This window comes from Nonomuraea sp. NPDC050153 (assembly GCF_044460125.1).
In the GTDB taxonomy this organism is placed as follows: Bacteria; Actinomycetota; Actinomycetes; order Streptosporangiales; family Streptosporangiaceae; genus Nonomuraea.
The window spans coordinates 152,117-176,768 of the sequence record NZ_JBITJQ010000023.1; the positions used below are offsets into that span (position 1 = coordinate 152,117).

The window sequence follows — 24,652 nt, forward strand, 5'->3', positions numbered from 1 at the left end:
CGCCTCCCTGATCAGGTAGCTGGCGTTCGTCGCGAACCCGGTGTGCATGCGCCCGAGGTCGCCGAGCGGGCCGGGCACGGTGTGGACGTGCTTCTGAAGATTTGCGCCAAGTGCGTCGACGGGCAGCGTGAGGTGGCCCACCAACGCATCGAGAAGGCGCTGGAATCATGATCCGCGAAATGTCCGCAGCGGAATCCATACGGAAGGATCACACCGCTGAATGGTCCTCTTCCTTCTCTGAAGCAGGTCAGCGCGGTCTTGACCTTGACGCAAGGGCAACCTCTACAGAGGGTTGCCTCGCAGCCAGGTCAGGACCTCACCGGCGTGCTCGCCCGGCGGGAAGATCGGATAGAAGACGTGCTCGATCACACCGTCACGGATGATCAGAGTCAGCCGCTTGTACAGCGTGAGCCCGCCGGCCTCGAACGTGGGCAGATCCAGCGCCCGGCCCAGACTCCGCGCGGGGTCGGAGAGCATCTGGAACGGCAGGCGAAGCCGCTCCACGACCTCCCGCTGATAGTCGGTGCCCTGGCTCGACAGGCCGAACACGCCGACCGCGCCGGCGGCGAGCAGGTCCTGATAGTGGTCGCGGAAGCCGCACGCCTCGGGGGTGCAGCCACGTGCGCCGGGGATCGAGTCCCAGCCGTCGGGCAGGTCGGTGCCGGGGCGGCCGGTGAGCGGGTAAATGTAGATCACGGTCCGGCCCGCGCCAAGCGCATCGAGGCTGGCTGTCGTGCCGCCGCTGTCCCGCAGTTCCAGATGCGGTATCTCCGTGCCGGGCAGATGAGTGGCCGCGCCGTCGTCCTCGGGCACGGGCAGTCCGGCGGGCAGGCTCGCGTAATCACTCATCAGGTGCTCTCCTTCGTCGGCCGGCGGGACGCAGCTGTTGCGGTGGGCGGCTTCCTTCAGGTGCGCGATCAGCACTGCCCGGCGGGCGGTGAGTCCCTCCATCCGCCGCGTGAGCTCGTCGATCGCGTCCCGGTACCCGGCCAGCGAGGCCGGGCAGTCGTCGCCGTGCCGATGGCCGGCCGTGAGGCAGTCCAGGAACGGCCGGGTGCGCTCGACGGGAATCCCGAGGTTGGCGAGCGCCCGGATCTCCCGCGTGAGTCGTACGTCGTGTTCGTCGTAGTTCCGGTAGCCGTTGGCCAGCCGCTCGGGCACGAGCAGGCCCAGCGATTCGTAGTAGCGCACCGCTTTGACCGTCACGCCCGCCCGACGGGCCAGCTCACTGATTCGCATGCCCCTCACCTCGGAGGACCCTAAACCTTGCCCTTCAGGGTAAGGTCAAGTCGAGTCGAGCCATCCCCGTCTCCGCCCCGTCAGCCACGGCCGCGCGGCAGCATGAGGGCCGCGGCCGTGGTGGCTACCAGCATCACGGCCGAGACGCACAAGGCGATCCGCAGATCGGCGACGAACTCACCCCGGTCCGCGACCAAGGCTCCGAAGACGGCCACGGCGAGCGCGCCGCCCGTCTGCCGGAAGGTGTTCAGGACCCCGGCGGCCATTCCGGCCCGGTGCGCCGCGATGTCGTTCAGCAGGACGGCGGTCAGGGACGGTACGGCGAGACCCAGGCCGAGGCCGACCGGGATGAGCATCGCCGCGATCACCGGACTGCTGGTCCCCTCGTCCATCCAGAGCAGGCCGAACAGCGCCAGCGCGAAGACCGCCTGTCCCACGGCGATCGGCATCCGCGGTCCGAAGCGCGCCGCGGCCCTGGCCGAGGCCAGGTTGGCGCCGGCGATCACGGCCATCATCGGCAGGAACATCAGTCCCGCGGCCATGACGGGCAGGTTCAGCCCGTCCTGGAGGAACAGGCTCAGCACGAACACCAGCCCGTAGAACGCGGCATTGACGACGAAGCCGATCACGACCGAGACCGTCACCGTACGCGAACGGAAGAGGTCGAGCGGGACCATCGGCGCGGCGGTACGCGCCTCGACCATGACGAACGCGGCCGTCGCCACCGCGGCGAGCCCCAGGCAGCCCAGCACCACGGGCTCGCCGAAGCCGTTCTCCCCTCCGTCGATCGCCCCGAAGGTGAGCGCCGCGAGCGCGACGATCGCTGTGAGCTGGCCGTACGGATCGAGCGGCGTGGCACGGCGCGGCGAGCGCTCCGCGCGGGTCAACACGGCGAGGGTGGCGATGCCGACGGGCAGGTTGACGACGAAGATCGCCCGCCAGCTCAGTGTGCTGGACAGCACCCCGCCGACCACCGGGCCGGCGGCGATCGCGACGGCACCGCCGACGGTCCACAGCGCGATGGCCCGTGCCCGTTCGGCCGCGTTCGGGAAGGCCTGCCGGACGAGGGCCAGCGAGGAGGGCAGCATGATCGCCGCCGCGCTCCCTTGGACGAGGCGGGCGGCGATCAGTTCGCCCAGTCCCGGCGCCAGTGCGCAGGCCGCCGAGGCGACCGTGAAGACCGCGACGCCGGCGCCGAACGCGCGGCTCGCCCCGACGCGGTCGGAGAGCGTGCCCGCGGAAAGCAGGAGCGCGGCGAACATCAGCGTGTAGGCGTCCACGATCCATTGCAGCCCCGCCGTGCCGGCGCCGAAGGCCCGCCCGATCCCGGGCAGCGCCACGTTCATCGCCATGGCGTCGAGGTTGAGCAGAAAGATGCCCATGAACGTGGTTGCGAGGATCAGCTTCGGCGCGGCCGTGCGGTGCCGGGCATCCTGCGGTGCGCGGGCCGGTGGGGGAGTGGTCATCCGTCCAGGCTGGTGAGGCACGCGAGAGCCAGGCAGACCGTGATCTTCCGGGGTGTGCCACAGGGGGTGTGACAGGGCCTGGCTCCGGGCCGGACCGGTGGTAACGCGCTGGCAAAATGACGACATGACCGAGTTCGGGAAGTTCCTGCGGGCTCGCCGTGGCGGCATTCGCCCGGCGGACGTCGGGCTGCCCGCCGGAACCGGCACGCGCCGTACGCCGGGCCTGCGCCGGGAGGAGCTGGCGGCGCTGGCCGGTGTGAGCATCGACTACTACGTACGTCTGGAACGCGGTAAGGAGACCCGTCCGAGCCCCTCCGTGGTCGAGGCGCTGGCCGACGCGCTCCGCCTCAACGAGGACGAGCGCGGCTACCTGCGCGAGCTGGCGGCGCGGGCGGCGCGGCGCGCGCCCGAGCCCCGCCCCCTGCCGTCGCAGCGGGTCCGCCCGACCGTCAGGCAGCTTCTGGAGACGCTCCGGCCCAACCCGGCGTACGTCGTGAGCCGCACCAACGACCTGCTGGCGGCCAATCCCGGCGGGCTGCGGCTGCTCCACGGCATCACCGACTGGCCGGAGCGGCAGCGGAACACCGTCCGGTACACGTTCCTGCACCCGGCTGCCCGCGAGCTGTGGACGGACTGGGAACAGAAGGCCAAGGGCTGCGTCGCCCAGTTGCGGGCGCTCGCCGGCACCGACCCGGATGCCCCGGATCTCGCCTCACTCGTGGGTGAGTTGATCGTCAAGAGCCCCGACTTCAACCGGCTCTGGGAGCGGTACGAGGTGCGCACGATCGGCGACGGCGAGAAGACGCTCCGGCACCCGGAGGTCGGCACGATGACGCTCTCGCACGAGGGCCTGACCCTGAACCGCGCGCAAGGCCAGCGCCTCATCATCTACATGGCACCGCCCGGCAGCCCGGACCACGACGCGATGACGCTCCTCGACCTCGCCGCCTCCGCTCCGTCCGGCGGCCCCGGCGGCTCCGGCGAGACGGCGCCCCTCTCACCCTCATGAGCCCTGGCCGACCGCCGTCCGGCCGAACCGCCCAGCTCACATTCTCACCCGCCGCCCACGCCGGCCCGTCGACACCCCTGAACGGCTCGCGCTCTTCCGCGACGCCGTCGTCAGCGGGCGTCGCAGGTCAGGTGCGTCGCGGCCGATGTCGGGGTCACGCTCCGCCGCACCGGCGCGAAGCCGTCGGGGGAGACCGAGCACCACGACCACCCGAACGCCTGACGGTGTCGTACGGCTGCAGCTGCCGGAACCCAAAGGGATCAGGTCGATCTCGGGCACCCATGCCCCAAGGGTTGGAGGGGGCGGGAAGCGGGCACGCCCGCAGCAGCGGCCGGGGATTGCGCCGATGCCAGACGATCGACCAGGGCATCAGTGGCGTCGGCTCGACGATCGGGATGCGGCGCAGGCCGCTCCCGGCCGGGTCGATGCTCATCTCGCCCGGCCCCTCGCGCGGGTCGGCCGGTCGCAGCGCGTCCCTGGCGGCCAGGCGATGATCCTCGGGCACGAACGTGTGCAGCGGCTCCAGAGCATCGGACCTGTGGAGGGAAAGCTCCAGGTTGTTCCCCACGCTGAGAGGGGAACAACCTGTCAGTGCCTCCTAGAAGGTGTCTTTGGACCCAGATCGTCGCGACTGCAAGACCTTGCCTGTCAGGGAATGCCACTCAGGGCGACCGGCAACTGGGTCACTTGAGGCGCTGGGTGGTGGGGCGCGGATTTCCAGCAGTAGCGTGTGGGCCCGCTGGATCAGGACACGGACCGTCACGAACGTTGCGGCGAGACAGAGGGCGAAGTCTGCGACCTTGCGATCCTTTTCGGTGCAGTGCCGCAGCCTGCCATAGCCGTTCATCCACGCGTGAGTCCGTTTCGCCACCCAACTTTGTCCAGCGGCGGCACCATCAGTGCGCCGGGACTGTCGGAGTCAGTTGGTAAGGTCCTCGCGTCCGGAAGGGATCATCATCGGAAGAGTGAACAATGGCCCGTCATACTCCGCCTCGGCCGGTAGCTGTGGAGGAGCTCTTTCCCGAGTTGCAGCCGCTCAGGAGAAACGCGCTCCGCCTGCATCCACGTGCGGGAACCCCGTCGTATGAGGACAGCTCCGTCGGCGGGCCGCTGAGGTGGCCGGCCGATGAGCCCTGGCCCTTGTGCGCCGAGGAGCACTACTACGACGACGGCCTGGAAGACGCCACCCGTCACGAGGCCGTGGTGCCCATGGTGCCGGTCGTGCAGCTCTACGCGGCGGACGCGCCTGGTGTGCCGTTCCCGCAGGGAAGCGATCTGCTCCAAGTGCTGTGGTGCCCGTTCAACCACGGGGAGGAGCCCTACGAGCGCTGCCCCCTGCCGCAGGTGCGCTGGAGGAAGACAGCAGACGTCCGACGTGTGCTCCTCACGCCCCCGGAGCCCGCTGACGCTCCCGAGGGTCACGTTCCCATTCCCTGCGTGGTGCACCCGGAGCAGGTGACGGAATACCCCGACTGGGACGACATACCGCAGGAACTGCGCAACGAGATCGACGACCGAGTGCGCCGGTTTGAGGAGGTATCCGGGTGGGATTACTTCTACCATCTCAGCACGGCCCCCGGAACCAAAGTCGGTGGTCATCCCCGCGGATGGAACGGCTCAACGACCTGGTTCAGCTGCGAGAGATGCGGGCAGCCCAGCCACCATCTTCTGACCGTGACGTGTGCTGAATTCGACGGGGAGTCCTGGCGGACATGGCTCCCAGCGGAGGACCGACCTGACAACGACAGTGGGCCGAAAATCTACCTTTCGGAGTCCGAACGAGCCGCGGCCGCAAAGAACCCGCATGGCCTGATGGTGTCGGGCGGGGGCGATGTGTACCTCTTCGAGTGTCGTTCCTGCCCCGATCGCCCAGTTGAGCACCTTTTCTTTCTCAACTGAGCAAGACGAACTGGGTTGGGCTTGTGCGTGCCCACAGAGAGGGGGACTGATAAGAGGAAGTGATGACTGATGGCTCCTGGCTGGAGCTTCCCCATGTTCGTGAGCTGTTTGCCTCAGAGGGCTCTCAGCTCAGGCGGCCTGCGGCGCAGTTCGCGACTTTCGGGTCCAGACGGACGGCCTCTTCCTGGTCAGTCGCCTGGTCATGAGTGTGATGGCGGCAGGTGGGCCTCGCTGTGCGACGGTTTGCGTTCGAAGTCGCCCCAGATGAGGGTGAGCTGCGGGTGCAGCATCCGCAGTCGGGCCAGCAGTTCCCGGGCAGCGTTACGGTCGGGCTGCCCGGCTGGCGTGACCATCACCGTCATGAGCAGGCCGAACGTGTCCACGACCATGTGACGCTTCCTGCCCGACACCTTCTTGCCCTTATGCCGGGACCGGCATAAGGGCAAGAAGATCGCCGGACGCAAGCGCAGCATTGTCACCGACAGCCTCGGCCTGCTGCTCGCCGTCCTGGTCACCGCCGCCGGCGTGTCCGACAGCGCCGCAGGCCTGCCCCTCCTGACCACAGTCGCCGCCACCCAGCCCACCCTCACCAAGGCCTGGGCCGACAGTGCCTACCGCACCACCGTCATCGACGGCGCCGCCGAGGCGGGCATCGACGTCGAAGTCGTCACCCGCGACCCCGCCATCAGGGGCCTCACCCCACTGCCACGCCGCTGGGTGGCCGAGCGCACCTTCGGCCGGCTGATGCTCCACCGCCGCTTGGTCCGTGACTACGAAGCCCTGCCCACCAGTTCCGAAGCCATGATCCACATTGCCATGATCGACCTCATGACCCGCCGCCTGACTGGAGAGAACACCCCCACATGGCGCGGCACCTGAACCCAGGATCAGACGGGACTAAACGCCCACTTAGGAGCCCATCGCGATGAACGCGAAGTCCCGGTTCTGCTGCTTACCTTCATAAGCACCCGTCGTGACCCGCAAACGGTGGCTGACGATGCCGATGGTGTTGTCCAGTGTGTTCCCGCCGTACGGCCATCCGGACCACGAACGGCCCGGCCTGGCGGCCGAGTTCGGCAACGAACCTTCCTGCCCGCACCCCGCGAAGAGGCGGACCGGCAACCATGGCCGCCGCCTTCGAGCCAGGCGGAGAAGGGCCGGACCTCCTGGCGCTACTTGTACGGCTATTACTTAGCGCTATCATGTAGCCCAATAGGTCGAGTCGGGCTTGTCAAGAGCCCGGCGCGTCCAGGTCCGGCCAGCCAGTTCCACACCGGAGGACAGATGACATCACCCCGACATCAGGCCCCACGGCACACGCCCAACCGGCGCGGCCAGGGTGACCGGCTCCGCCAGGACCTGATCGCCGCCGCCGCCAAACTCCTGGAGCAAGGCGCCACCTACGAAACCCTGTCCCTGCGCTCGGTCGCACGCGAAGTCGGCATCGCAGCGACCAGCGTCTACCTGCACTTCCCCGACAAAATGGCCCTCCTGCTCGCCGTCTACCAAGAACACTTCACCGTCCTGGCCCGCTACCTGGACGCCGCCACCCACACCCACACCCAACCCGACCGCCAACTCCACGCCGTCGCCCACGCCTACTGCCGCTTCGCCGAAGACCACCCCGACGCCTATCAGGTCATGTTCACCGTGCCACACGCGCCCGCCGTGACCCGCCAGGTCTCCACCGACGACCGCCCAGGCCTGGCAGCCATCGAGATCACCCAACGGGTGTTCAAGGCCTGCACCGACGCCGGCCTGACCAAGATCACCGACCCCTACCTGGCCACCCTGTGCCTCTGGGGCGCCCTGCACGGCCTGCTCACCCTCCGCGCCGCCCGGCCCACCGTCCCCTGGCCCCCACTCGACACCCTCATCGACACCCTCATGACCACCCACCTCGACCTCCCACGAGAGCCCGACCAGCGCGGAGGGTGACTCGCCGTACGGCCCGAAGACGGTGCCGATCTCGGCGAGCACGTCCGCCGGCTCCGGCTCGCGAGAGACCTATCGCGCGGAGGTCCTCCATGGCGGTGCGCAGGGCGGCGGCGCCGTCGCTCGTTTCCTGGTCGCAGACCATCCCGCAGGTCCGGCTGGAGGCGCTGTCGACCGACGACCACCACCCGTGCGTCACGCCGACGTCGTTGTGGTCGGTGGCAGCCCTGCCGGGCTCCAGGCGGCTCTCGCTCTCGGCCGGGCACGCCGCCGGGTGGTCGTCATCGACGACGGCCATCCGCGGAATGCCCCCGCGGCTCATGTGCACGACTTCTTGGGGCGGCACGGCCTCACTCCCGCCGGTCTCCTGGAATCGGCCAGGGTGACCCCGGAGAGCGGTCGCGTGGAGGGCGTCGGCCACGTGACGGACGGCGGCCTTCGGGTGATGAGTGAAGACGGTCGTCAGAGGCGGGCGAGGGCGGTCGTGCCGGCGACCGGCCTTGCCGACGAGCTTCCTGACGTTCCCGGGACCGCCGAGCTGTGGGGACGGGACGTCGTCGCCTGCCCACCCTGCCACGGCTGGGAAGTCCGCTCCCGGCCTCTCGCCCAGCCGGGCATGCGTGGCATGCCGGACCGGGGCGTTGAGCGGGCGTTGCCGCTCAGCCGGTGGAGCGACGACGTCGTCCTGCGCACCGGCGGCGACGTACCCGGGGCCGGCCAGCGCGAGAGGCTGCACGCCGTCGGGGTGACCGTCCGGACAGAGCGCGTCGCACGCCTGGAGCGCGTCGAGTTCGCCGATGGCACCCGCGCTGCTCGCCGTCGGCGCGGCGGGCCATGCCGGCACGGTCGCGGTGGCGCTCCACAACGAACTGCTGGAGCAGGACATAGCGATCACGATGGCCACATCCAGGCACGGCAGCGGACCCGGCGTCATACTCGGTTGCAGCCCTTCAACGACTGCGAGGTCAACCATGCCGGGCACCACGCTCCGCCACGCTTTTCACGTCCCCGCTCCGCCGCCCGTAGTGTTCGCGCACCTCAGCGAGCCGTCGAACTACGTCGGCTTGTCGCCGCTCGTGGTGGCGGTACGCGACGTGCGCCGAGAGCCCGGCGAGACCCGGTTCGTGGCCGTGGAGCGGTTCCGCTTCCTGGGCTTCGTGAAGTACGACAACCTGATCGAGGTGACGTTACGCGCCACCGAGGAGGGCATCGAGGGCGAGGTGGACAGCCCCGGCGGAGTGCGGCTCGGCTATCGGTTCGGGCTGGCCGGGGACGGCATGGGGACCGCGGTCGAGGACGTGCTGACGGTGCACGCGACGCTGGGCCCGGTGCTGCGGTACGCCGCCCGCAAGGCCCGCCAGGTACAACTCGCCCGCGCGGACATCCTCGCCGGCCGAGCTCCGACGCTGACCTGAACGGCTGCGTAGAGGGCCGGGGCAAAGCGCCCGCTCCAACGGCTCACGGGGCGGCACAGACCGGCCGAACCGGCATGGGCTTCATGCGGGAGGTCCTGGCCCAGCACCGACAGCGTTCGCCTGCCGGCCCCCCGCAGCTTGTGGGTGCCGCGGCGGGCCTGACCGAATCGCCGTAATCGCAGGGACCCCGCTCGGACAGCCGTCTCGCGCGAGCTCGCACCTGACCGGATCGGGCATGAATTGTCGGGTACGGCACCATGGTTCGTTCCTACGGTGGTACGGCAAGCACGGAAGGAAGGCTGGAAGCGTGCTGGAGGGGCTCAACGCGGCCTTGGAGTACATCGAGCGCAACCTCGACCGCCAGATCGAGGGCGCCGAGCTGGCGCGGGTCGCGGTCACGTCGGAATATCACTTCCGGCGGCTGTTCTCGGCGCTGGCCGGGATGCCGCTCTCGGAGTACATCCGGCGCCGGCGGCTCACCATCGCGGGCGCGGAGGTGATCGGCAGCTCGGAACCCCTGCTCGACATCGCGATCCGGCACGGTTACGGCTCCGGCGAGGCGTTCGCGCGCGCGTTCCGCGCCGTTCACGGCGTGGGGCCGGGCGAGGCCCGGCGCTCCGGCACGGCGCTGCGCTCCCAGCCACGCATGTCCTTCCGCCTCATCGTCGAGGGGAACAGCACTATGCGATATCGGATCGTGGAGAAGCAGGAATTCACCCTGGCGGGGCGTAAGGCGCGGGTGTCGTTGGTGCACGAGGGGATGAACCCGGCCATCGTGGCCTTCGTCCGCAGTGTCGGCCAAGAGACGCTCGACCGCATCGAGCGACTGTCGGACCAGGAGCCGCGCGGTATCGTCAACGTGAGCGACAACCTGCCGGGCAGCCGCGAGGAAGGGGTGGAGCTCGACTACTGGGTCGGCGTGGTGACGGGCGGAGAGACATCCCGCGACCTGGACACGCTCGCCGTTCCGGCGGGTACGTGGGCGGTGTTCGAGATCTCCGGCCCCTTCCCGCAGGCGCTGCAGCACCTCTGGCGGGACGTGTACACCCAGTGGTTTCCCGCCAACCCCTACCGCAGCCGACCGGGTCCGGAGATCTCCGCCACCCGGTTGTCCGACGACGGGACCCAGGCCGAGGCCGAGCTGTGGATCCCGGTGGAGCGGGTGCCGGCGTGACCGGATCGGGAGCCCGCACCGGCGTCAGCGGCGAGTCGAGACGACACGCAAGGTACGGAATCGCGCCTCGACTTCGGCAGGCCATCCGCCACGCGCATCAACCCCGGGTGCGTGCCGCGCTGCCACTCCACCTGGCCTGGATCCAAAGGGACGGCCTCCCGATCGGCGGGAGCACAGCTGCCCGGTGGTGTGTCACCTTCGCCTTGGACCTGTAGCGGCCTCAGCTGAGCGTGAAGCGCCCGTCACTTGTGCTCAGAAAGAAACGTGGGGATGTCGGCGCGGGTCGGGTAGTTGCGCAGGGGTGCCGGCTTGCCTTGCAGGAACGCGGTGATGACGGCGGCGGCTCGTTCGTTGTTGTCGTCGAGGCCGTTCCAGATGCGGTGTCCGACACCGGTCATGTACTGGGTGCGCTGGATGGCGGGATCGCCGGCCAGGATGGCGGTGGCCCATTGACGGACCTGCGACGAGCACTCGGCGATCATCAGCATTGCGGGGGTTCGGGAGCGCTTCAGCTGGGGGGCGATGGAGGCCGAGTCCTTGATCGTCTGCTGGATGCGCAGGCTCGCGGCGGGGCTGAAGGAGAAGTTCTGCGCGGTGTCCTCGGTGGGGATGCGGTGTGCGTCGCGCGCGCAGTAGGCGGAGGCGGTGTCGCCGCCGAGATCGGCGGCCTTGAAGGCGTTGACGCCTTCGGCCTGGCTGATCAGGTCGGTGTCGGGGGCGAGGAGCCCGAGTTGGACGAGGCCGAGGGCGACGGCGTAGCGGGGGATGCGCGTCGCGCGTGGCCCGGTCATGGCCGGTGCGAGCCCGCGTGCCGAGGCCTGTCCCTGGTGGCCGCTGATCTGCGTGGTGGGGCCGTCCATCGGGCCGGGCTCGGCGATGATCGCCCGGTGTACGCGGGCGGCCACGCGCGGAGTGGCCAGGGCCCGGGTGAGCACGACCGCGCCGGCGGAGAAGCCGAGGACGTCGACCGGGCCCTGGTCCAGGCGGTCGACGAAGGCGGCGAGGTCACTGACGGATCGGGAGATCGTGTACTGGCTCATCGGGAGCAGGCCGCTTCGTCCGGCGCCGGCGTGCTCGTAGGCGTACACGTCGTGGCCCTGGCGTGCCAGGAGCTGCAGGAACCGATGATCGAGCACGGAGATGCCGCGGACGGGTCCGCCGTGCAGGTACACCAGGGGCGTGGGGCGCCGGGCGGCGCCGGGGGCGGGCGGGTAGTGGTAGACCGCGACCCGGCTTCCCGTGGCCAGGTCCCACCGTTGCGTCGCCACGAACGGCAGATCGGGCGGGTACCGCCGCTCGGTGGCCACGCTGGGAATGCAGACCGACGCCGTCAGTGCGGTGGCGACGACCACCGGCAGGAACGCTTTGAGCCGGGCGGGCCAGGCACGGCGGCGGCCCCGCCACAGTGCGGCGGCGGTTCCAGCGGCGAGGGTGATCAGCCATGCGGCGAGCCCCGAGCGCGCCCCGTCGGTCAGGACGACCAGTACGAGGAACAGGCCGGCCAGCCCCGCGACGGCAGCCGTGGCCAGGATCAGGCGACCGGTGAAGCGGACAAGCGGGCGGAGAAGACTCGGCATCACGGTCCCTGCGATAGTTTCCAAACGCTGTTTCAAAACAACGTTAGCATTTGGACTAAGCTGGTCGTCATGGGGAGGCCGAGGACCAACGACGACAGCGTGAAGGACCGGCTCATCGTGTCCGCGACGGAGATGTTCGCCACCCGCCCACGGGAGTTGATCACCATCCGCGGCCTGGCCGCCGCCGCCGGGACCTCGACCGCGGCGGTGTACTCGCTGTTCGACGGCAAGGACGCGCTGATCGCCGAGGTGCGCGACAGGGCGGTCGCCGGGCTGTTCCAGAAGCTGTCGGCAGTGCCGTCCTCCGGCGACCCCCTCACCGACCTCTACGAGCTCGCCGTCGCCTACCGGCGATGGGGACGCGAGCACAGCCATCTCTACACGGTGCTGTTCGGCGGCGTGCAACGCTTCGACCCGTCCGGCGAGGTGGGCGCCGCCGACCCCGTCCGGCCGCTCATCGAGGCGATCGATCGCGCCCTGTCGGCCTCCGTGCTCGCCGGCGAGGCGACCTCCATCGCCCTGTCGCTCTGGGCGACCCTGCACGGACTCGTGACCCTCGAACTGGCCGGGGCGCTCGACGCGGCCACGGCCGAGAGCACCTTCCGACCGGCGATCCTCGCCACGCTGCGCGGCTGGACCACCCATCCGACCTGACTCGTCCTCTCTAATTTGTGGTGCTTTGGGGGAGACGTTCCCTTCCCTCTCCCGAGCCACGTCACGCGAAGCGGTGGCTCTGCCCGGGGGTGGCGGATGGGGACGGGTGAGCCATCGCCCGGCGATGGCTCACCCGTCGGCGATCCGAACCACCTCGGGCCTCCGCGGTGGCGGTCAGGTTCTTGGTCTGCGAGCCGATCCGCCGACAATGCGCGACGGTGCGTCCCGCCCCCGTACAGCCCTGGCGTGGCGGCCAGCCTCGTCCTCCGCCTCGTCGGCGACGGTCAAGCGCCGGGGCGCGGCATCCCGATGCTCGACGGTTCGTAAGGTTGTTGACGCCGTCGGTGCTTGTACGGACTTGTACGGATGATTCGGGAGGGCTTCACCGGCCACGGCGTTCTCGTCAGCGTGGTTCCAGGAGCGACCCGTCGCGGAGCGCACGGCTTCGCGCGAGCAGAGAGGAACCCTGTTGCCCAGACTCATCAAGGCCGCGTTCGCCGCAGCGCTGTCCGGCGCTATCGTGCTGACGGTCACGGCCGCCGACGCCGTGTCCAGCTCCCAGACCGGCACGCAGACCAGCGCGCAGTCTTTCACCGGGGAGAGCAGCCCCTGGACCGCCCAGACGGTCGGGAGCTGGGGGAACATCCCGACGGCGTCCGTCAACATCACCGTGCCCTCGGGGACGACGCGATTCGTCAACGCCCGCTTCACCGCCGAGTCCCTCTGCGCCGGCGACGCCAGCGCGTGGTGCTCCGTGCGCATCGTCGTGACCAACTCCGCGGGGACGACCACCGAGCTGCAGCCGGTCACGAGCACGGACTACAAGTTCGACAGCCCCGGAGGCGCCGAGGAGGCGCACGCCCTCGAACGTTTCTCCGCCCCTCTGGGCGCGGGCACCTACACCGTCCGGGTGCAGGCCCTGCGCATCACGGGCATCACTCAGTTCACCCTGGACGACTACGCGTTCGCGGTCGGCCTCGTCGAGCCCTGAGGCGTGACGAGATAGGGCCGGGTCATCAACAGGTCCCTGCGGACGTCTCCGCAGGGACCTGTTGATCAGGCCGACGGCGACGCCGCGCTCCGACCGAGGCGGTGCGGGCACGTCTGAAGTCGTAGCAGCACCTCCAGCGCGACGGGCGGTTCGCCGCGTTCGAGCTGATCGGTGTCATCCCACACGGCGTTTGGTGAGCAATCGTTGAGCACATGCAACAGATCGGCGTCGAGGCCGGGCACCGGCACCGTACGGATGACGTGGCTCACGGAGGTTCCTTTCCCTTCCCTGAAAAGGACGTGGGACCCTGCTGACCGACGCGGTCCTGGTCGGCCTGCTGCAGCCGGTGCTTGCCGTCGGTCAGCTCGGCGACGGCCACATCCCCGAACGGTGGCCGGGCCCGCGAGTGATCGCCCCGCCGTAGCCGTGGCCGCGATGTTCCCGACGCACGCCCATCGGCTCGAGCAACCCGGGCTTACCCGGACCGGCCGACGACACCGTCACCGCCGCCACCGCGTTTCCCTGGTCGTCGTACGCGACCAGACACCGGGCGTCGGCGTACGGCGATCCTGCCGCCATCGCGTGCCAGCGCTCGTCCGTGAACGTCGACCCGTCGAACGATGCCCCGCTGTACGGCGGTCCGCACGTGCGCCTGCTCCGGCCCGATCACCTCGATCCGCACCCCCGGCTCCTTCACCGGCTCCGTGAGGTCGCGGCGCAGCGGCGTCCACGGCTCGGCGGCGTTCCAGCCGTCCTTGAACAGCAGATCTTGGACCAGTGCGCCCGCCGGCGCCTCGACGTGCACCTTCCCCTCGATCAGCACGCCGCGCTCCGGCTCGGTCGCGTCCTCGACCAGTCGCTGCGCCAGCTCCTCGTCCCGCTGGGCGTCCGGCGCGATCGTCAGCCGCGACGGCTCGGGACGGTCCAGCAGCCCGACGGCGAGAATCCGTCCGTCCCGGCTCCACGTCCGGACCGCCGCGGCCGTCGCCTCCGCACCGAACCGCCAGAACCAGCCCAGATCCCCCGGATGCAGTCGCATCGGCGCCCCGTCGTACTGCCACTCCCGCAGCACGTCCACAACCTCGCTCAGCCCGTCGACTCCCGGCTCACCCAGCACCATCGTCATGCTCCCGATCACACACCCTCGCAGTGACAGTCCGCACCGGGTTTCCGGCCGCCCGGCGTGGTGGGGATTCGGAAAAGGGACACGAGGCGGGCTCGGTAGCATCGGTTCCCTCGACCGGGACATGGTCCGCGCAGACGGCTGCCGTCCCGGGTCCGGGCAATGAGTCGACCGGGGCACCTCGCATCAGTCTCGGGACTGACCTGCACAATCACCCGTCAGTCTGATGTGCGGGAGCGAAGTCGAATCTACACTCGGCGAAATGGTCACCCTGGTGCCTTCCTGGCTGCGCGACCTGTCACCCCGCCAGGTCGATCTGGCCGTCACCGTCGTCGTCACGGCGGCCACCGTGGTGCCCCTGCTGCTGCCCAGCCCCCGCGAATGGTGGCTGATCGCGCTGGCGCTGCTGGCGTCCGTGCCGGTCTACTGGCGGCGGGCCGCGCCGATGACGACGGGCATCGTGGTCGGGCTCTCCCTGAGCACGATGGTGATGTGGGTGAAGCCGCTGCTGCCGTACGGGCCGCTGGTGTCCGTGTACACCGTGGCCTCGCTGGCCACCCGGACCCAGCGCCTGGTGGCCGCGCCGTTCATCGCCGTGACGGCGGTGGGCTCGCTGGCGTTACCGCACGAAGAGCCGCAGGTCTACCGCTACCTGGCCACGGCGCTGGTCTCCGCGTACGCACTCGGCACCGGCGCGAGGGCCCGCCGTGCCCAGGCCGCCGAGGCGGAGGAGCGTGCCCGCAGGCTGGCGCGGGAGCGCGACGCCGCGGCCGTCCACGAGCGCGCCCGCATCGCCCGCGACGTGCACGACATCGTGACCCATTCGGTGGGGCTCATGGTGGTGCAGGCCGAGGCCGGGCCCGTCGTCCTCAGGTCCGACCCCGCCCGGGCCGAGAGCGCGTTCAACGCCATCGGCGACATCGGGCGCGGGGCTTTGGCGCAGTTACGCGGCCTGCTCGGCACGTTGCGTTCCGGCGACGAGGAGCCAGGGCTCGACACGCTGCCCCAGCTGGTCGAGCGCATCAGGCGAACCGGACTGGACGTCCTGCTCGTGCGCGAAGGCACCGCCCGTCCCGTCAGCGACGAGGTCGGCGTCGTGGTCTACCGCGTGGTGCAGGAAGCGCTGACGAACGTGCTGCGCCATTCGCGGGCGCAGCACGTGACGGTGCGCCTGGCGTGGCATGACGACGGTCTGTCGGTGGAGGTCGCCGACGACGGCGGCTCCGCGCCGCGCGGTGGGGAGGGGTACGGGCTGGTCGGCATGCGCGAAAGGGTCACCGCCTGCGGCGGCACGCTGCGGGCCGGGCCGGGGCCGCGCGGGTTCGCGGTGTCCGCCGAGCTTCCGGTTGGATGAGCACATGGTGCGCGTGCTCATCGTGGACGACCAGGACCTGTTCCGCGCGGGTTTCACCATGATTCTCGACGCACAGCCCGACATCACGGTCGTCGGGGAGGCGGGCGATGGCGAGGCGGCCGTGGCGGCGGCGGTCGAGCTCAGTCCCGATGTGGTGCTGATGGACATGCGGATGCCCGGAATGGGCGGCGTGGAGGCGACCGAGCGGATCTGCGCGGCGACGTCGGCGAAGGTGCTCATACTGACGATGTTCGACGTCGACGAGTATGTGTACGGTGCGCTGCGGGCAGGAGCGAGCGGCTTCATCCTGAAGGACATCCGCCGTGACGAACTGGCCCACGCCGTGCGGGTGGTGGCGGCGGGGGAGTCGCTGCTGGCCCCGGCTGTCACCAGGCGTCTCGTGGAGGATCTGGTCAGGCGTCCTGGCCACGGCGTTGCCCCTCGGCTGGCGGCACGGCTGGACCTGCTGACCGAACGTGAGGCCGAGACCCTGCGGCTGGTCGCGCGCGGCAGCTCCAACGCCGAGATCGCGGCCCAGCTCGTCGTCAGCGAGCACACCGTCAAAACGCACGTCAGCCGCATTCTGGCCAAGCTCGGGCTGCGTGATCGGGTGCAGGCCGTGGTGTTCGCGTACGAGTCGGGGCTGGTCGTGGCCGGAGAGTAGTCCTCCGGGCTGACGCCGAAGTTCGCCCCCAGGTCCGACGACCCGGGGGCACCCATGGGGCCAGGATCGTCGCCATGAAAATCTGGAAAGCCATAGCGGCCACGACCTTGTCGGCGGCGCTGTTTCACTTCGGCACCGGGCTGCACCCGATCGGGTGGCTCACCTGGCTGGCGCCGCTTCCCGTGCTTCTGCTGGCGCCGAGGGTCGACGCGGGCACGGCGCCGATCGCGGGCTTCTTCGCCTGGGCGGTGGGTCAGGTGGCCATGTGGCCGTACTTCCTGGACGTCGTCGAGATGCCGCTGCCCGTCGTCGCGGCCAGCCAACTGGGCACGGCGCTGATCTTCGGTCTGACGGTCGCGGCCTTCCGCGCTCTTCTCCTGCGTGGCCGCCCGCTGTCGGCGGCCACGGTCGTGCCGGCCGCCTGGGTGGTCACGGAGTATGCCGTCTCGCTCGCGTTGCCGCACGGCGCTTGGTGGAGCCTGGCCTACACGCAGGCGGACGTCCTGCCGGTGCTGCAGACCGCGTCGGCGACCGGCGTCTGGGGCATCACGTTCCTGCTGATGGCGGTCCCATCGGCCATCGCCGTCGTCCTCCGCCCCGGCCTCATCCGGTCCCGGGCGGGCGGCCCGGGGCCGTCTCCGACTCCGCACGTGCGGGGGGTGATCGCTCGGTCCGCCGGGGGAGAGGCGTCCGGGGCGCGCCCGCGCGCGGACGGCGTCCGGGTGGCGGCGGTCTTCGGCGCCGTGGTCCTGCTGGCCCTCGGTTACGGCGGGTGGCGGTTGCGCACCGCGCCCGCCCCGCGGGGTGAGAAGGTGGCGCTGATCTCCACCGACCACCCGAACGACGTCATCGCGCTGGACTCCCCGCAGGGCCGCGACCTCGTCAACCGGTACGCCTCCCGCATCGAGCGGCTCGCCTCGGACGGCGCGCGGGTGGTGGTGCTGCCCGAGAAGACGTTCCTCGCCGACGACGACACGCTGCCCACGCTCACCCGGCCCCTCGCCAGGATCGCCCGCACCCATCGGGTCGACGTGGTGGCCGGGCTGGTCAGGTCCAGGGGTGACGCCCTCTACAACGTGGCCCTCGACTTCCCCGCGAGCGGCGGCGAGCCCGTCGAATACACCAAACATCACCTGATTCCCGGCCTGGAAGACGATCTGCGTCCAGGCAAGGATCTGGCCTTCGCGCCGGACACACAATGGGGCTTGATCATCTGCAAGGACCTCGACTACCCGGACCTCGTCCGTTCCTACCGGGCCGCGGGCGCGACCGCGCTGTACGCCCCCGCCTGGGATTTCGGCGACGACGGTTGGCTGCACAGCCGGATCGCCGTCGTGCGGGGCGTGGAGAACGGGCTCGCGATCGCCCGTGTCCCGCGCGCTGGGCAGGTGACCGTCAGCGATCCCAGCGGCCGCATCGTGGCGGAGGCGGCCACCACGGACGCCGAATTCGTCACCGTCACGACCGCTCTTCCCGCGCCTGCCGCGGCCACCCTGTACACGCGGCTCGGCGACTGGTTCGCCTGGCTCTGCATCGTCGTGCTCACCCTTACCCTGGGCGCGCCGCTCTTACGGCCACGACGGGCCGGGCAGGCCGCCCGGCCGAAGCGGATCTGAGCACGCGGTGCTGCCGCTTTCACCCGGCGGCGTTCAACCCCCTAACTCAAGGAGATCGACTTCACCGTCGTTGACTGGCGGCCTGACCACCTCTGCCGGGGTACGGAGAGATCATGAGGGGACGGCCCTGGTTCAGAATTCGGGACAGCGTTCTCGCCGTCAGGCCCTGGCGTATCGGCGACCTGTTCGACGGGTTGGGCCTGGCCAACGGGTACGGCGCTATGGGTCGCGCTTCGCGGAGGGGCCGACAGCCGCACCTGTTTGCCTGCTTGATGATCGATGTAGCGAGGATGTCGAGTGCCGCGTACCGCAGGGCGTCGTCGGTGATCTCCTGGGTGAGCTGTTCGGCGCGGTGGGCATCGGTCGCCGCGGACACTGACGCCGCGGTGCACAGCAGATGATCCCGGCCGGGACCGCGGTATTCCCGGAGGAGTTGCTCGACGGCCTGTGGGTTCGGTGCGGCGGTCTCAGTGATCGACAGGTACGCGGTCGATTGTGCGGCCAGGGCCGCCTCCAGCAGGTGGCGAAGGATGGGATCGGTTCGTTCAGGTCTGGAGTCGGCCCATGCTGTCGCCACGGCCATCAGGGTCTTGGCCACACTCTCCAGATCACGGTTGCCGAGCCGCCCCTTGCCGGGTTGTCGCGCTCGGGTCTCGGCGAGGTCGATGAGGCGCGAGGCCAGGTCCGGGTCAGCGACGACGACGTCTTCGGCGGCCATTACCAGCTGCGATGGCTCCAGGTACGTATCATCGGCATGGCCGGTGATGTACTGGGCGGCCTGGCGTGCGGTGCCGGGGCCGACGGAGGCCCAGGTTGCTGCGATCTTTCCCATTGTGGGGACAGCCTGGCTTGGCTCGGCTTCGAGGGCGCTCTGGTAAGAGGCGTTCAGCCACCACCGCGCCTGCAAGGGGTTGGTCTCAGCGATCTCGCGGGCCATTTCGGCGAACGCCTCACCCCGATAGTGGGCTTCGGCGATCCGCGCGGCGACGGTCTCGGCGCGTGACGGGTGCCCGGTGGTCGCCCAGGCGACGGCCAGGCTTTCGGTGGTGTCTGTCGAGGGCTTCCTTGAGGGGGCGGAAGCCGGCGCCGCGGCGGCGTAGGCCGGCGATGATGGGCTCGGGCCATCCGGCGGCGGACCCGCTGGGGTGAACTCAAGGGCCAGGGACCACCGCCCCCGGAAAACCGGTTGAGTCTTGCTTCCGTGTTGCCGTAGGTTGCCTGCGGCCCCGTCGCAGTGAGGACAGAGGACAAAACCGCGTGACCCCGCCTGCTCTTCAGACCTGACACCTTCTTCAGCTCACCTTCAAGCCGACCTTCCCGTCGGCTCTGCCGGGCTGCCCGTGTGCACCCGGTCATTCAGCGTTTGAGGTCGCGCGCAATCGGCCTCGTGTCAGGTCTTGAGAGATCATGTCTTCACAACCTCATACTGTGCTGCCCTGGGTCGTTCGTCGGACCAGGTTGCCTCTGCTGTCGTTGCGGTGCGTGGACTGTCGGTCGGAGTCGGCCACCACCGGCGAGGGCAGGTTCCGCGTCAACGCCAATCGCAAGCTGCTGGACGTGTGGCTGCTGGTCCGCTGCGTGTCCTGCGATCGGACGAGCAAGCTCACCGTGCACGAGCGGGTGCCGGTCGGATCCTTCGATCCGGCCGAGCTCGACGGCTACCACGCCAACGATCCGGAGCTGGTGGCGTCCAGGCTGTTGGATCCGCTGTTCGCCCGGCGTAATCGCTTCACCCTGGACTGGAAGGGGGCCTGGCAGCTGGACGCCTCGTCGGCATGGACCGACGAGGCGTGGCCGGTCCAGGTGGAGGTCGTCTTCGAGGATCCGGTGCCGGTGCGCCCGGAGCGGCTCATCGCGCGGGGGCTCGGCCTCAGCAGGAACGAGGTGCTGCGCCGGATCAAGTGCGACATTCCGCTGCGCCGTCAGACGAGCGCCGGGTTCACCTTCACCGTGATGGCAGGGGATATGTAGCCGCGGCGCGCGATCCCCTCAAGCGTCCGTGCGATATCCGCTTCGTCCGGCGGCGGCTCCGGAGGCATGGAGTCGCCGCCGGGCGGCCACGGTGTGTGGGGAGCGGGCCGGTGGAGGCAGATGGCGGGCTCGGGGACGAACATGTCCCGGCAGGTCAGGGCCTGGTCGGGGCGCTTGACGATTGCTGCGGCCAGGTCCCAGATCCTGCGCGCGTCACGGACCAACCGGCTTGCGTACCCGGCGTCGGCCCGCACCAGGGTGTTCGTGGAGGACGCCTCGCGCGGCGGTGATGCGGAACGGCACCGTCGCGGTCCCGCAACAAGGCGGTCGTTACCACGACGGCCGGAAGCGGCCCGCCGGTGCCGACCGCGACGTGCCGCTCGCGGCCGTTGATCTGCTTCCCGCCGTCGTATCCGCTGCCGGCGGTCAGGACGGCCTCGGCGGCGCGGACGGCCGAGGAGTCGATCACGACCGCGATCGGCACCGGGCACGCCCGCCGGCCGGACGCGCACGTTCACGCAGCGGTGCGTGGATCCGGCGCCACGCCCGTGCACGGGTCCACCGGCGCAACAGGATGCAGACGCTCTGGTACGGCGAATGCCCGCCAGGCGATCCCGTCTCCTTGGAGGACCGGCAAGCCAGGACAGCCCCCTCCCACCAGGACTCCTTCGCTTTCCGGGGCGAACCGCCCACCGGCCGAGCGCGCGGGCGGGCCCTCGTATCGTCCGCAGGTTCCGCCCGGCACCTGACACCCTTGCCCGTGCCGTTGGCGAAGGCCTGTCAGTGGTGGTGGTCGTGCCGGCCGAGGCTCTGCACGGGGGTCGCGCCGGGGCGGGTCCACTGCGGCACGGGGCGGCTGGTCGGGCCCCAGGTGGTGTTCCCGTCCGCGTCCGAGCGCCAGGACGCGTGGCTCCCCTCCGGCCAGCCCTCGGGCTTGTCCTCCCATGCCTCGCCGCGGCCGTAAGGCGTCATGTCGAGCAGGCCGAGGGACCCGTTGACCCGCTCGTTGCCACGGCCCGTCGTGGAGTAGGTGAGGAACACGCGGTCGCCGTCGCGCAGGAAGCAGGTGAGGTAACCCATGCTGCCGCCGACCGGCGCCTCCACATCGCGCACCGAGTACCAGGGCTGGGTGTACCCCATGAACTCGACGTAGGAGGCCACCTCGTCCCACCGGCCCGTGGTCAGGATGGCGAACGAGACGCCGCGGGCGTTGAGGTAGACGGTGTCCTTCAGGTGCCAGGCCGTGGTGGTGCAGCCCTCGCACTGCCCCTGGTGCGGCGCGCCGTCGTACCACATGTGCTTGTAGACCACGAGTTCGTCGCGCCCCTGGAACAGGTCCAGGAACGGGACCGGGCCGCCGGGTCCGACGACCTCGACCGTTCCGTCGAGCTCCACCATCGGCAGCCGGCGGCGGGCCGCGGCGATGGCGTCGCCCTCGCGGGTGTGGGCCTTCTCGCGGACCAGAAGCTCGTCACGCGTGGCCTGCCAGGTGGCCAGGTCGACGATGGGCGGGCGGCCGGGCAGCGCTGCGGTGGGGTCGCTCGGCGTGGTCGTCATGGTGTCCTCCGTGGTGTCTCGTTCCGGGCAGCGTCTTGCGACGGTCATCAGAACAGACCCGCGACCCGGACGGAACTCATCGCGGCAGGGGGATGCCGCCTCGCGGGTCGACGGCGTGATGGGAAGCTCGCGCGACGCGTGCCGGACGGTGGTCTTGGTCCAGTCGGTCCGCCATCGCAAGTCGTCGACCGCGGCCGGCCCGAACCGGGCGAGCCGGCGGCGGGCCAGTCCTCGTCGCGCTGGTTCGGTGGTCAACGCGCCGCGAGGGCGGCGGTCGCTTGTGGTCGGCTAACGCAGGGTCGCGATACCGGCCAGGAAGATGTCGACGCCGGCGAGGAACTGATCGCGGTCGTCGTGCTCGCGCAGCCGCGTCGCGGCCTCGTGCACGAACGGGTACTGGCTGGGGTTCAGTTGCGCCCATTGGTCGGCGACGGTGGCCAGGAAGGTCGCTCGGTCCGTGTCGGTGCCGGCGCGGCGCCGGGTGTTCGCGGCGCTCTGCACGGCGACGCCGAGGACGTAGTTCACGAGGGCGCCGGCCGCGTCGAAGCGCGCTCGCTCGGGGACGGCGAGCGCGTCCAGCAGCCTGCCGATGCTCTCGTAGAACTCCAGCAGCGCGGGCCGCCACGGTTGCCGGGAGAGTTCGGCGCCGACCCAGGGGTGTGCGTCGATCGCGTCGAACAGGCCCAGCGCGACGCCACGCAGAGCTTCCCGCGGGTCCGCATCGATGACCACGCCGGCCAGCACGCGGGCGATGATGTCGTCGGTGGCTGCCGCGAGCAGGTCGCTCTTGTCCGCGACGTGGTGGTAGATCGCTCCGTAGCCGGTGCTCAGACGGGCGGTGAGCGCACGCAGCGTCAGCGCGGTCTCGCCGCCGTCGTCCAGAAGGTCGGTCGCGGCCTGGACGATCAGCTCCCTGGAAAGTCCGTCCGTACGCCGCGGGGTCCGCGGAGATCCCTTCCCCGTTCTCTTCGCCATGGTCCTAAGTCTGGCACGAATGGATCGCCGATCCAAAGTCCTGCTAGCGTGTTGGAGCAACGATCCAAACGAGGATCCGGCGAGCTTGGGGAGGAAAATCATGACGACACCGGTCACGATCATCGGAGCAGGTCTGGGCGGTCTGGTGCTGGCCCGCGTGCTGCACGTGCACGGCGTCCCGGCCACGGTCTATGAGGCGGAGCCCTCGCCGGCCGCGCGCCGTCAGGGCGGGCTGCTTGACATCCACCCCTGGAACGGCCGGCCGGCGCTGGAGGCGGCGGGCCTGACCGAGGGGTTTCGCAAGCTCGTCCTGCCCGGCCGCGAGTCCTACCGGATCCTGGACCACATCGCCGAGTTCAAGCGGACCGTCCGCAAACCCCGGCTCCGACGAGCCGATCCCCGTGACGCTGTTCGGCGGCGACATCGACGACGTCGCCGCTTACGCGGCCGCGGGCGTCGATCGTGTCCTGTTCTGGGTCCGCCCCCTCGGCACCGCCGCCATGACCAGGACCGTCGACGAAATGGCTCGAATCCTCCGGCCTCGACTCACTACGCCTTGACTGTAGAAGGCGCGCCACCCGGCTCACGAATGCACTCAGCCTGGAGCCACCCCTACTCGACGCGTTCGTCCCCGGACGTCGCGGCGGTGGTGGTCGGCGACGGCGTGGCGGCAGGTGGCTCGGCCGCGGCCGGGGACGAGGGCACGGCGAGGGGGAGAAGCAGGAGAGCGAGGCCACCGGCGAGGGCCCGTGGCAGGAAGGCAAGCATGGGTGCTCCGGGAGGTGCGCGTAGGGCGACGCCCCCGCCGGACCTGGCGGGGGCGTCGGGATGGTGCGGGGTTACTTGCTCTGGCAGCTCTTCTTGCGGACCTCGCCCCAGACGATCGGCCCGCCCGGGACGTACTGGGCGCGGATCGCGAAGCACTGGTTCTTGTTGGCGGCTTCCCTGATCTTGTAGATGAACGAGGCGATGCCCGTCACCACCGCCACCTTGCAGATCAGCTTGATCCTGCCGCTCTTGATCTTGTCGCAGGAGGCCTTGAGGACCTCGGCGGCGGCCGCGGCCCCGCCGTACAGCCAGGCGCTGTGGATCTTCTTGGTGAGCTTCTTCGAGAAGATCACCCGGCACATGGCCTTCCACCACTCGCACTGCAGCTTGAGCGCCGGGTCGGCGACCACGGGGTAAGCGGCGCCCGCGTGGTTGACCGTCTGGATGAGCGTCATGCCCTCCACCCGGTACGAAGTCGGCACCGGGTTGCCGTTGGCGTCCTTGGCCCAGGGCAGGTCGATCTCGCCGATGTAGATGTCGTCCTGGTAGATCAGGACGGTGCCGTCGTCGTCCTCGACCTCCAGCATGCTGCCCTCGGGGGCGGAGATCGGGAAGCGGTACTCGGTCGGCGCCGAGGCGTTCTTGATGATGGTCAGCGCGCGGGCGATCTGGCCGGTGCGCTGGTGGGCGTAGGCCACGCTGGGCTGCTTGGCGGCGTAGGTGACCAGGCCGGGCAGCGGCTGGCTGCCGGCGCCGTCGGCCTCCGGCATGCCGATGCCGATGTCGGTCTCGCTGACGGTCGCGACCAGCGTACGGTCGGGGTCCGTCGCGATGGCGAAGGGCCGCTGGACGTCGCCGTCCGGGATCTCGGTGGGCGGGGTCGTCCTGGCCTCTTCGACGAGTTCGGGCACCACCTGGGTGAGGGCCGCCAGGGCGGGGTCTTCCTGCGCGATGGCCGGAGTGCCGGCCACGGTCGCGCTGCTGAGTGCCAGGGCTGTCGCCAAGGTGACGACGAATGCCCGAGCGGAAATGCGCATGGGTGTCCTTCCACTTAGGTGAGTGGAGCTGCACAAACGCCGCAAACGTAAAGATCATCGGCGACCAACTGGATGATCTTGGATTGCCGGACCGTAAACGTTTGCCGTCTTCCAGGTCTCCGGCGCGTCCGCGGGCGCGGCCGGGTTCGCGGCGCCGGGATTTCGTCCGGCCTTCGCCACGGCCACCAGGCGGGCCGCCGTGCGGATTTCCAACTATTGCATAGGAAG

General features: G+C 70.1%; 27 protein-coding genes and 2 pseudogenes. 14 read left to right on the forward strand and 15 right to left on the reverse strand.

Annotation, left to right across the window (positions count from 1 at the left end; translation table 11 throughout):
• Positions 1 to 282: 282 nt before the first annotated feature.
• Entirely contained in the window at positions 283 to 1,239 is a 957-nt protein-coding gene (locus ACIBQ1_RS40800; protein WP_397285569.1) for a MerR family transcriptional regulator, read from the reverse strand.
• An 80-nt stretch (positions 1,240 to 1,319) separates the two neighbouring features.
• Positions 1,320 to 2,705, reverse strand: coding sequence for an MFS transporter (locus ACIBQ1_RS40805; protein ID WP_397285572.1), 1,386 nt, complete (start codon positions 2,703 to 2,705; stop codon positions 1,320 to 1,322).
• Positions 2,706 to 2,829: 124 nt separating this feature from the next.
• Here ACIBQ1_RS40805 and ACIBQ1_RS40810 point away from each other — a divergent pair, with 124 nt between their 5' ends.
• On the forward strand, positions 2,830 to 3,714 hold the full coding sequence (locus ACIBQ1_RS40810; RefSeq protein WP_397285574.1) for a helix-turn-helix transcriptional regulator: 885 nt from the start codon (positions 2,830 to 2,832) through the stop codon (positions 3,712 to 3,714).
• Positions 3,715 to 3,868: 154 nt separating this feature from the next.
• Here ACIBQ1_RS40810 and ACIBQ1_RS40815 read toward each other — a convergent pair whose 3' ends face one another.
• Both ACIBQ1_RS40815 and ACIBQ1_RS40820 read right to left on the reverse strand, forming a co-directional pair.
• Positions 3,869 to 4,282: a hypothetical protein gene (locus tag ACIBQ1_RS40815; protein WP_397285576.1), complete on the reverse strand. Its 414-nt coding sequence runs from the start codon at positions 4,280 to 4,282 to the stop codon at positions 3,869 to 3,871.
• Between the two features lie 115 nt (positions 4,283 to 4,397).
• Positions 4,398 to 4,600 (reverse strand): annotated as a pseudogene (locus tag ACIBQ1_RS40820) (IS5/IS1182 family transposase); the annotation flags it as partial.
• Positions 4,601 to 4,719: 119 nt separating this feature from the next.
• On the opposite strand from ACIBQ1_RS40820, the gene ACIBQ1_RS40825 reads away from it, so the two are divergent.
• Positions 4,720 to 5,613: a DUF1963 domain-containing protein gene (locus ACIBQ1_RS40825; RefSeq protein WP_397285579.1), complete on the forward strand. Its 894-nt coding sequence runs from the start codon at positions 4,720 to 4,722 to the stop codon at positions 5,611 to 5,613.
• Between the two features lie 200 nt (positions 5,614 to 5,813).
• Here ACIBQ1_RS40825 and ACIBQ1_RS40830 read toward each other — a convergent pair whose 3' ends face one another.
• Positions 5,814 to 6,002 carry a hypothetical protein gene (locus tag ACIBQ1_RS40830; RefSeq protein ID WP_397285581.1) on the reverse strand — a complete coding sequence of 63 codons (189 nt, stop codon included), beginning with the start codon at positions 6,000 to 6,002 and terminating at the stop codon, positions 5,814 to 5,816.
• A gap of 25 nt (positions 6,003 to 6,027) precedes the next feature.
• Between ACIBQ1_RS40830 and ACIBQ1_RS40835 the strand changes: the two genes are divergently transcribed.
• From ACIBQ1_RS40835 to ACIBQ1_RS40855, 5 genes and pseudogenes are all read left to right on the forward strand, one after another.
• A complete protein-coding gene (locus tag ACIBQ1_RS40835) occupies positions 6,028 to 6,492 on the forward strand; it encodes a transposase (protein WP_397285583.1) in 465 nt (154 codons plus the stop codon).
• A 405-nt stretch (positions 6,493 to 6,897) separates the two neighbouring features.
• Entirely contained in the window at positions 6,898 to 7,551 is a 654-nt protein-coding gene (locus tag ACIBQ1_RS40840; RefSeq protein WP_397285585.1) for a TetR/AcrR family transcriptional regulator, read from the forward strand.
• Between the two features lie 208 nt (positions 7,552 to 7,759).
• A pseudogene (locus ACIBQ1_RS40845) lies at positions 7,760 to 8,089 on the forward strand (thioredoxin reductase); the annotation flags it as partial.
• 256 nt (positions 8,090 to 8,345) lie between these two features.
• Entirely contained in the window at positions 8,346 to 8,963 is a 618-nt protein-coding gene (locus tag ACIBQ1_RS40850; protein ID WP_397285587.1) for an SRPBCC family protein, read from the forward strand.
• A gap of 307 nt (positions 8,964 to 9,270) precedes the next feature.
• On the forward strand, positions 9,271 to 10,137 hold the full coding sequence (locus tag ACIBQ1_RS40855; protein WP_397285589.1) for an effector binding domain-containing protein: 867 nt from the start codon (positions 9,271 to 9,273) through the stop codon (positions 10,135 to 10,137).
• Between the two features lie 242 nt (positions 10,138 to 10,379).
• Here the strand turns inward: ACIBQ1_RS40855 and ACIBQ1_RS40860 are convergent, their stop codons facing one another.
• A complete protein-coding gene (locus ACIBQ1_RS40860; protein WP_397285591.1) occupies positions 10,380 to 11,714 on the reverse strand; it encodes an alpha/beta hydrolase in 1,335 nt (444 codons plus the stop codon).
• 69 nt (positions 11,715 to 11,783) lie between these two features.
• Here ACIBQ1_RS40860 and ACIBQ1_RS40865 point away from each other — a divergent pair, with 69 nt between their 5' ends.
• Both ACIBQ1_RS40865 and ACIBQ1_RS40870 read left to right on the forward strand, forming a co-directional pair.
• Complete coding sequence (locus tag ACIBQ1_RS40865) at positions 11,784 to 12,368, forward strand: TetR/AcrR family transcriptional regulator (protein ID WP_397285593.1); 585 nt, start codon at positions 11,784 to 11,786, stop codon at positions 12,366 to 12,368.
• A 469-nt stretch (positions 12,369 to 12,837) separates the two neighbouring features.
• The gene (locus ACIBQ1_RS40870; RefSeq protein ID WP_397285595.1) at positions 12,838 to 13,359 is read left to right on the forward strand and encodes a hypothetical protein; all 522 of its coding nucleotides are present in this window, start codon (positions 12,838 to 12,840) and stop codon (positions 13,357 to 13,359) included.
• Between the two features lie 65 nt (positions 13,360 to 13,424).
• On the opposite strand, the gene ACIBQ1_RS40875 is transcribed toward ACIBQ1_RS40870, so the two are convergent.
• From ACIBQ1_RS40875 to ACIBQ1_RS40885, 3 genes are all read right to left on the reverse strand, one after another.
• Positions 13,425 to 13,628, reverse strand: a complete 204-nt coding sequence (locus tag ACIBQ1_RS40875) for a hypothetical protein (RefSeq protein WP_397285597.1) — start codon at positions 13,626 to 13,628, stop codon at positions 13,425 to 13,427.
• A 91-nt stretch (positions 13,629 to 13,719) separates the two neighbouring features.
• Positions 13,720 to 13,938 carry a GNAT family N-acetyltransferase gene (locus ACIBQ1_RS40880; protein ID WP_397285599.1) on the reverse strand — a complete coding sequence of 73 codons (219 nt, stop codon included), beginning with the start codon at positions 13,936 to 13,938 and terminating at the stop codon, positions 13,720 to 13,722.
• Entirely contained in the window at positions 13,835 to 14,485 is a 651-nt protein-coding gene (locus ACIBQ1_RS40885; RefSeq protein ID WP_397285601.1) for a hypothetical protein, read from the reverse strand. Before ACIBQ1_RS40885 ends, ACIBQ1_RS40880 begins: the two co-directional genes overlap by 104 nt.
• 259 nt (positions 14,486 to 14,744) lie before the next feature.
• On the opposite strand from ACIBQ1_RS40885, the gene ACIBQ1_RS40890 reads away from it, so the two are divergent.
• The 3 genes from ACIBQ1_RS40890 (at position 14,745) to ACIBQ1_RS40900 (ending at position 18,116) form a co-directional block, all read left to right on the forward strand.
• A complete protein-coding gene (locus tag ACIBQ1_RS40890) occupies positions 14,745 to 15,836 on the forward strand; it encodes a sensor histidine kinase (protein ID WP_397285603.1) in 1,092 nt (363 codons plus the stop codon).
• 4 nt (positions 15,837 to 15,840) lie between these two features.
• On the forward strand, positions 15,841 to 16,500 hold the full coding sequence (locus tag ACIBQ1_RS40895) for a response regulator (protein WP_397285605.1): 660 nt from the start codon (positions 15,841 to 15,843) through the stop codon (positions 16,498 to 16,500).
• Positions 16,501 to 16,574: 74 nt separating this feature from the next.
• Entirely contained in the window at positions 16,575 to 18,116 is a 1,542-nt protein-coding gene (locus ACIBQ1_RS40900) for a nitrilase-related carbon-nitrogen hydrolase (protein WP_397285607.1), read from the forward strand.
• A gap of 61 nt (positions 18,117 to 18,177) precedes the next feature.
• On the opposite strand, the gene ACIBQ1_RS40905 is transcribed toward ACIBQ1_RS40900, so the two are convergent.
• Complete coding sequence (locus tag ACIBQ1_RS40905; protein ID WP_397285608.1) at positions 18,178 to 19,053, reverse strand: hypothetical protein; 876 nt, start codon at positions 19,051 to 19,053, stop codon at positions 18,178 to 18,180.
• Positions 19,054 to 19,598: 545 nt separating this feature from the next.
• Between ACIBQ1_RS40905 and ACIBQ1_RS40910 the strand changes: the two genes are divergently transcribed.
• Positions 19,599 to 20,087 (forward strand): DUF1062 domain-containing protein, encoded by a 489-nt coding sequence (locus tag ACIBQ1_RS40910; protein ID WP_397285610.1) that lies wholly within the window; start codon positions 19,599 to 19,601, stop codon positions 20,085 to 20,087.
• A gap of 154 nt (positions 20,088 to 20,241) precedes the next feature.
• On the opposite strand, the gene ACIBQ1_RS40915 is transcribed toward ACIBQ1_RS40910, so the two are convergent.
• From ACIBQ1_RS40915 to ACIBQ1_RS40925, 3 genes are all read right to left on the reverse strand, one after another.
• Positions 20,242 to 20,571 (reverse strand): transposase, encoded by a 330-nt coding sequence (locus ACIBQ1_RS40915; protein WP_397285612.1) that lies wholly within the window; start codon positions 20,569 to 20,571, stop codon positions 20,242 to 20,244.
• A 296-nt stretch (positions 20,572 to 20,867) separates the two neighbouring features.
• Positions 20,868 to 21,644: a DUF899 domain-containing protein gene (locus ACIBQ1_RS40920; RefSeq protein ID WP_397285614.1), complete on the reverse strand. Its 777-nt coding sequence runs from the start codon at positions 21,642 to 21,644 to the stop codon at positions 20,868 to 20,870.
• 288 nt (positions 21,645 to 21,932) lie between these two features.
• The gene (locus ACIBQ1_RS40925) at positions 21,933 to 22,619 is read right to left on the reverse strand and encodes a TetR/AcrR family transcriptional regulator (RefSeq protein WP_397285616.1); all 687 of its coding nucleotides are present in this window, start codon (positions 22,617 to 22,619) and stop codon (positions 21,933 to 21,935) included.
• Between the two features lie 401 nt (positions 22,620 to 23,020).
• On the opposite strand from ACIBQ1_RS40925, the gene ACIBQ1_RS40930 reads away from it, so the two are divergent.
• Positions 23,021 to 23,179 (forward strand): hypothetical protein, encoded by a 159-nt coding sequence (locus ACIBQ1_RS40930; protein WP_397285618.1) that lies wholly within the window; start codon positions 23,021 to 23,023, stop codon positions 23,177 to 23,179.
• Positions 23,180 to 23,231: 52 nt separating this feature from the next.
• On the opposite strand, the gene ACIBQ1_RS40935 is transcribed toward ACIBQ1_RS40930, so the two are convergent.
• Together ACIBQ1_RS40935 and ACIBQ1_RS40940 are read right to left on the reverse strand one after the other, a co-directional pair.
• Positions 23,232 to 23,387: a hypothetical protein gene (locus ACIBQ1_RS40935; RefSeq protein WP_397285620.1), complete on the reverse strand. Its 156-nt coding sequence runs from the start codon at positions 23,385 to 23,387 to the stop codon at positions 23,232 to 23,234.
• Positions 23,388 to 23,458: 71 nt separating this feature from the next.
• Positions 23,459 to 24,424, reverse strand: coding sequence for a hypothetical protein (locus ACIBQ1_RS40940; protein WP_397285622.1), 966 nt, complete (start codon positions 24,422 to 24,424; stop codon positions 23,459 to 23,461).
• Positions 24,425 to 24,652: the final 228 nt, after the last annotated feature.

Coding starts and splice junctions, on each gene's coding strand:
- ACIBQ1_RS40800 (WP_397285569.1), bottom strand. CDS start 1,239: ATGCGAATCAGTGAGCTGGCCCGTCGGGCGGGCGTGACGGTCAAAGCG.
- ACIBQ1_RS40805 (WP_397285572.1), bottom strand. CDS start 2,705: ATGACCACTCCCCCACCGGCCCGCGCACCGCAGGATGCCCGGCACCGC.
- ACIBQ1_RS40810 (WP_397285574.1), top strand. CDS start 2,830: ATGACCGAGTTCGGGAAGTTCCTGCGGGCTCGCCGTGGCGGCATTCGC.
- ACIBQ1_RS40830 (WP_397285581.1), bottom strand. CDS start 6,002: ATGGTCGTGGACACGTTCGGCCTGCTCATGACGGTGATGGTCACGCCA.
- ACIBQ1_RS40840 (WP_397285585.1), top strand. CDS start 6,898: ATGACATCACCCCGACATCAGGCCCCACGGCACACGCCCAACCGGCGC.
- ACIBQ1_RS40850 (WP_397285587.1), top strand. CDS start 8,346: ATGGCACCCGCGCTGCTCGCCGTCGGCGCGGCGGGCCATGCCGGCACG.
- ACIBQ1_RS40860 (WP_397285591.1), bottom strand. CDS start 11,714: ATGCCGAGTCTTCTCCGCCCGCTTGTCCGCTTCACCGGTCGCCTGATC.
- ACIBQ1_RS40865 (WP_397285593.1), top strand. CDS start 11,784: ATGGGGAGGCCGAGGACCAACGACGACAGCGTGAAGGACCGGCTCATC.
- ACIBQ1_RS40880 (WP_397285599.1), bottom strand. CDS start 13,938: ATGGCGGCAGGATCGCCGTACGCCGACGCCCGGTGTCTGGTCGCGTAC.
- ACIBQ1_RS40885 (WP_397285601.1), bottom strand. CDS start 14,485: ATGACGATGGTGCTGGGTGAGCCGGGAGTCGACGGGCTGAGCGAGGTT.
- ACIBQ1_RS40890 (WP_397285603.1), top strand. CDS start 14,745: ATGGTCACCCTGGTGCCTTCCTGGCTGCGCGACCTGTCACCCCGCCAG.
- ACIBQ1_RS40895 (WP_397285605.1), top strand. CDS start 15,841: ATGGTGCGCGTGCTCATCGTGGACGACCAGGACCTGTTCCGCGCGGGT.
- ACIBQ1_RS40900 (WP_397285607.1), top strand. CDS start 16,575: ATGAAAATCTGGAAAGCCATAGCGGCCACGACCTTGTCGGCGGCGCTG.
- ACIBQ1_RS40905 (WP_397285608.1), bottom strand. CDS start 19,053: ATGGCCCGCGAGATCGCTGAGACCAACCCCTTGCAGGCGCGGTGGTGG.
- ACIBQ1_RS40920 (WP_397285614.1), bottom strand. CDS start 21,644: ATGACGACCACGCCGAGCGACCCCACCGCAGCGCTGCCCGGCCGCCCG.
- ACIBQ1_RS40925 (WP_397285616.1), bottom strand. CDS start 22,619: ATGGCGAAGAGAACGGGGAAGGGATCTCCGCGGACCCCGCGGCGTACG.
- ACIBQ1_RS40935 (WP_397285620.1), bottom strand. CDS start 23,387: ATGCTTGCCTTCCTGCCACGGGCCCTCGCCGGTGGCCTCGCTCTCCTG.
- ACIBQ1_RS40940 (WP_397285622.1), bottom strand. CDS start 24,424: ATGCGCATTTCCGCTCGGGCATTCGTCGTCACCTTGGCGACAGCCCTG.